Annotated in this window: 3 protein-coding genes; all 3 read left to right on the top strand. The window is 61.0% G+C overall.

Annotation, left to right across the window (positions count from 1 at the left end; all coding sequences use genetic code 11):
* Nucleotides 1-1503, top strand: a 1503-nt coding sequence (locus AC11W3_RS08690) for a tetratricopeptide repeat protein (RefSeq protein WP_484092845.1), incomplete at its 5' end; no start/stop codon positions are given.
* 744 nt (nucleotides 1504-2247) lie between these two features.
* Nucleotides 2248-2991: a hypothetical protein gene (locus tag AC11W3_RS08685; RefSeq protein ID WP_484091385.1), complete on the top strand. Its 744-nt coding sequence runs from the start codon at nucleotides 2248-2250 to the stop codon at nucleotides 2989-2991.
* Between the two features lie 59 nt (nucleotides 2992-3050).
* Nucleotides 3051-6334 (top strand): cytochrome c3 family protein (locus tag AC11W3_RS08680; RefSeq protein ID WP_484092844.1); only part of this gene is annotated, 3284 nt, incomplete at its 3' end.

Here is a 6334-nt window from a genome sequence, read left to right as displayed (position 1 = left end):
CAGGAGGGAAGCGGGTGGGCCCGCTGCCTCCCCCTCCTGGCCGCGCTCCTCTTCGTGGTCCATCCGGTGCAGACCCAGGCGGTCACCTACATCATCCAGCGGGTGGCCTCGCTGGCCGCCATGTTCTACCTCCTATCCCTGGTGCTCTACATCAAGGCCCGACTGGCTACCGAATCCCTATCCGCCTCGGGGTCTCCCTCGGCCGGCCAGAGCTCCTCGACTGTGCGGCGCCGGCTGCTGCCGCTCTGCTGCTACCTCGGCGCCCTGGCCGCCGCCGGGCTGGCCATGAAGACCAAGGAAATCGCCTTCACCCTCCCCTTCGTGGTGGCCCTCTACGAGTTCTCCTTCTTCAGGATGACCCTGCGAAAGAAGATCATCTTCCTCCTCCCGGTGGCGCTCACCGTGCTGATCGTGCCGGTCAGCCTGCTGGGCACCGGGAAGTCGCTGGGCGAGCTGATCTCCGACGTGGCCGAAAGAACCCGGGTCGAGACCTCCATCCCCCGGCTCGACTACCTCTTCACCCAGTTCAGGGTGATCGTCACCTACCTGAGGCTCCTGATCTTCCCGGTCAATCAGAACCTCGACTACGACTACCCGGTGTACCACTCCTTCTTCGCGCCGCAGGTCTGCCTCTCCTTCCTCCTGCTGCTCGCCATAGCCGGCCTCGGCGGCTATCTCTATTACAGGTCGAGATCCGCCGCCATGCCCCCGGCACCGGTTTCGCCCGCCTCGCTACATGCCGCGCGTCTGGCCGCCTTCGGCATCGCCTGGTTCTTCATCACCCTTTCGGTGGAATCGAGCTTCATCCCGATCGCCGACGTGATCTTCGAGCATCGCCTCTATCTGCCGTCGGTCGGCGCCTTCCTGGCAATAGCATCCTTCGCCGTCTCTTCCTGCCGCAACGTCGCACCCCGACGGCTAGCCGTCGGCGCCGGCGTGATCATCGCGGTTCTGGCCTCGGCGACCTTCATGCGCAACCAGGTCTGGGGCGACCCCGTGGCCCTGGCGGAGGACGTGGTGCACAAGTCACCGGAGAAGGCGAGGCCCCACTACAACCTGGCCCTGGCCCTGCAGCGCAAGGAGCGGCTGCGCGATGCTTTCCATCAGGCCACACTTTCCAGCAGGCTCGATCCTGCTGCCGCCAAGCCGCACAACATCCTGGGCGTGATCTATGAGCGGCGCGGGATGCACGAGCAGGCCGTAGCCGAACTGAGCGAGGCGGTGCGGCGGGATCCAAGTTACGCGGAGGCGCACGCCAACCTGGGCGAGGCCCTCAGTGCCGCCGGCCGCAAGGATCAGGCCCTGGCCGAGGAGTTCCTGGCCCTGAAGCTAAAGCCGGGGAACCCGGAGACTTACAACAAGATCGGCCTGATCTACGGCGAGACCGGACGGATGGAACAGGCGGTCGCCTTCTTCCGTTCCGCGGCCTGCCTCGACCCGGCCAATTCCGCCTTCGTATTCAACCTGCAGCGGGCGCAGCAGCTGTCGCAGCAGGGGCAGTGACCGCTGGCGCGGCCTCCCGGCCGGCCTTGCTGAATAATCTACGAGATTGTCATCCCCGAATGCCCTTATCGGGTATCCAGATTTCCCGTCGTGTAGGAGCTGGATTCCCGATCAGAATCGCTTCGGGAATGACAGTTTTGGAAGCTGGCGCAGATTGGTACTAATCAGTTTTTTTTGCCCGCAGCACAGTTTCCCCAGACCCTTCCTAACTCCTTCCTGACCTTTCCTGACATCTTCCTGCAGTCGCTCATCGCGCAGTCACTATTTGGCTAGGCTAATTCGATTTAATTGGTATCAGCTAATGTAATAAAAAATCACCAACTGGCTCTGCCCTTTCCGGTCAAGTGGCGGTGTTATGGCTAGAGACGTCGCGTAATGGCCGAAAGCAGATCCGTGAACGCGGTAAAATAAGAAAGTTCTAATCCTTCTTTCAACCTAAGTGTCTCACCACTGGCATAGCCCTCCCCACAAAAGCTCTTAAAATTGCGAAAAATTATCTCAAGAAAATATTAGCGCTTTATAATAATGACGGAAATGTCATTTTTGTGAAGTGCAAATGTAATATTGGGCACTGCTATTGCTGGCGTAAGACAATACCATTTTAATGCGTACGTCTTAAGCAAGCGGAACGCGCAGATGCCAATGAGGAAAGGGGGGAGTAGCTACAGAAGAGGAATGATTAAAAAGAGTTAAGAATGCTAGCAGGAATGGAGTTAACAAAACAAACCCAAAAAGGAGAAGGAAATGAAAAAGCAGACCGTATTGACCGCCGTAACCATCGCGTCCGTGCTGGCCGCATCAACCGCTTTCGCCGCCCTGAACTTCACCGGCACCAACGTAGCCAAAGCCGGTGTCGTCGCCTCCAAACACAACATGAACTCCTACCAGGAGACCACCAAGGACACCGAAGGCCGCGTCTGCGCATTCTGCCATACCCCGCACCACGCCTTGGCTGACAACACCGGCGGCATCGCGGATTACCTCCCGCTGTGGTCCCACGCCCTCACCAGCCAGGTCAACTACAACGCCTACTTCACTCCCACGGTCAAGGTCGGTGGCGACAGGTCCCTCAACGGTGTGACCATCCTCTGCATGAGCTGCCACGACGGCGTGATCGCTGTGGACGAGCACTACAACAACGGCCTCGTCAACAACAAGCTCGATAACGACGGCTTCGGCGGCACTGCGATCGGCCTCAAGGATGCCAACGGCGCAGCCAGCCTCGGCAACGATCACCCGATCGGGTTCAAATATGACGATGCCCTGGCCGCACACCCCGGCGATCTGGCAGACGCCACCGTCCAGTTCAAGGGCGGCACGAAACTCATCGGCGACGGCCTGACCGACGGGTTCTTCACCTGCGCTACCTGCCACGACGTCCACAACAAGGACAACGTAGCGAATTCCCTTCCCGGCGCCACTCGCAACTACTTCCTGCTCGGCGACAACAACAACTCCGACTTCTGCACCACCTGCCACCTCAAGTAAGCTTTTCGGACTGGCACCAGCAGTACGTGTGATGATTACTTACAATGAAAGGAGTTCAAATGTTAAGGAAACTTCTATTGATATTCACCCTGATGTTCGCCGTGCCTGCGCTGGCGAATGCGACGTGGTACATATCAACGTCGACATCAGGTCCTGGGACCATCACCAACGGGGGGCAGGGGCTTAAAGCCTATGCCGACACCGTAGCTTCGGTCGACCTCGTTGTGGCTCCGGGCACCGGTCAGAAAATCTCCTCGGTCCGCATCAACGGCATTGCCGTGCCGGCCGCAGCCGATCCGACCGTCGCCAACACCGTCACCATCACCAAGAAGTCGGCCACGCAGTATGTCGCCGCCTACTTCACGGCGACCAAGTACACCGTCACCCCGTCTCTCACCGGCAGCGGCGCCATCACCCCGGCCTTCACCGGGACCGCCACCAACGCCCTCGAGTACGGGAAGGACTACACCTTCAAGATCTCCCCGAACGCCGGCTACAAGCTGAGCGCGCTGAAGGTCGACGGCGTGGATGTCGCCCTGGCTTCCACCTACACCTTCACCGCCATCTCGGCTAACCACACCCTGGCAGCGACCTTCGTGGTCGACCCCATCGGTAAAGCTTCGGTCACCGCCAGCGGGGCCATGACCGCAGGCCAGACGGTTACCCTGGCCGGTCAGGCAACCGCCAACGAGCCGATCATCAGCTACAGCTTCACCGTGAACGGTGCTCCCGTTGCCGCCCGCAACACCGATCCGAAGGTTGCCGACTTCGTCCCGGCAGCAAACGGCATCTACACCGCCGAGATCACCGCTACCACCGCTTCCACCAGCTACAAATCGACCGTCAATTTCAAAGTTGACGGCTCCGTCGCCGTCTACAACGGCTGCGTTGCCTGCCACGGTGGCAGGGATGCCGCCATTGTCAATGGCTTCACCAACAGCAAGCACTGGAAAAACACCTTCGAGTACGGTTCCGAGTTCACTGGCGGCGAAGTTGCAGGCCAGATCAACCCGAACGAGAGCTGGACGACTAAAGAGAACGGCACCCTCGTCACTTGCTCCGCGAAGTGCCACTTCAAGTCCCAGACCAACGCGGCTGCCTGCACTACCTGCCACGCTACCGGTCAGTTCAGCGGCACCACCCTGGTCAATGCAGCCGCCACCGGCATGGCGGTTGGCGCCACTACCGCCGCCAACACCTGCTTCGTCTGCCACTCCGGCTCCAAGCACGGCGCCACCACCACCAACTTCCTGGCTTCCAGCCACAACACCGGCGCACATGCCAAGCTGTACTACCAGATGGACCAGAAGGCCTGCGTGGCTTGCCACGACGCGCACTCCACCGAGGCTTCCTACGAAGGGTGCAACTCCTGCCACAAGCCGGGTAGCCCCTACAGCATCTACAGCTCCAACATGGTCGGCAAAGCTCCGCACTTCGGCGCTCCCGACACCGAGTTCGGCGCAATCGCTTCCTTCATCACCACCGACGGCGCCACCTGCGCCGATTGCCACGGCCACAACAACGTGATCAACGCCGGCTGGGCCGAAGGCGGCCACGGCGACACCCTGGCAGTACCCTGGAAATCCGATGCCGGCCACACCTGGAACGCTCAGGGCTCCGACGGCGTCAACTTCCAGCAGTCCCCGCAGAAAACCAACTGCATCCGCTGCCACAGCGCTCGCGGCTTCAAGCAGTTCGTAGAGTCGGGCTTCACCAACATCAACCAGGTCAGGCTTGCTGACAACAGCGTCTCCAAGGCCAGCTCCCCGCTGACCTGCGATGCCTGCCACCTCAACCCGGACAACAGGGCTGCTGAAGGCTACGCCGGCAAGGGCCTGCGTCTGGCCAGCTACACCACCGTTTCCCACGGCACCAAGGGTTACGTTGCTCTGTGGGGCTACTCCACCGCCACCATCGCCAAGAAGAAGATCGTGACCTCGATCCAGCTGGGCGACAACCGCAACTCGAACCTCTGCATGCCTTGCCACAGCCAGCGCGCTTCCGGTCAGGAGATCAAGGACCTGTTCGCCGCTCCGGCATTCAAACAGTACTCTGTCGGTTCCGCAATGTACCCGCACGCAGCACAGCCTGCCGCAATCTTCTACGGCAAGGGCGGCTACGAGTTCACCTCCGCCGACGGCTACCAGGACCGCGCACGTCACCAGAGGATCGGTAACTACGTAGCAGGCGGCTCCACCGGCTACAACAACACCGGCATCACCCAGGGTTCCTGCGTCGCCTGCCACATGTCTTCCGACGCTACCCACTCGCTGGAGATCACCGCAGCTTCCTTCACCAACACCTGCTACAAGTGCCACCCGGCCGAGTTCACCCAGGCCGACGTCGACGCCAAGAAAGCCGAGTTCGATGCAGCTGTCAAGGCTCTCGGCGCAATGCTCGTGAAGAAAGGCATCACCAAAGACGGCATCAACCCGCTGCCCGAGCGTACCGCCAAGGACATGAGCCTCGGCACCAAGGACAACGTCGTTGCCGAGAAGAACATCGGTGCCTGGTTCAACTGGTACCTCTTCTCCATCGCCGACAAGGGCGCCTATGCCCACAACCCGTCGTACGCTCGTCGCCTGATCTTTGACTCGATCGACTACCTCGACGACGGCATCATGAACAGCTCTTCCGCCAACACCATCCTTGCCCTGAGCTCCGTGGCACAGGGTAACGTGATCACCGCGGCTGACGCTGCTGCAGCAGCAAGCTTCACCAACGACCCGGGCTGCATGGGCTGCCACTTCGGCACCGCTAACGTCGCCAACGGCGAAGCCATCCCGGGCGTAGAGCAGGCTCCGCACTACAACACCACCGCTGCCAAGGTTCCTGGTCAGACCTTCACCCAGGCACAGTTCGTGGTGCCCGGTACCCAGTGCAACTACTGCCACGGTATCGGCCACGGCACCGACAGCCCGAGCTACAGCTTCTCCACCGCAGCCTTCCCGAACGCTGCTGTAGCCGGCGCGAAACCGAGCCTCGCCACCGAGTACGCCGAGTCCGCACACGGCGACATCAACGGTCTGGCCTGGACCGATTACGACTTCAAGACCAGGACTGACTGCGTAGCCTGCCACACCACCAACGGCTTCGTAACCGCCGTCAACAGCAACTTCACCAACACCGCTGCCTGGGGCACCACCGCCGATACCTCCAAGCAGGTCCTCGGCTGCAACGCCTGCCACAGCAGCACCACCTGGAAGACCAGCATCCGCACCGTCAACGTCGGCTCCCTGGGCGTCATCAGCGCGATCAGCTATGACAACGTAGGCGAGTCCAACGTCTGCATCCCCTGCCACGCTACCCGCGAGAACACCACCACCTACAACGCGGTGGCAGA

Source organism: Geomonas sp. (assembly GCF_056994735.1).
This window is presented reverse-complemented; position numbering and strand designations above follow the sequence as displayed.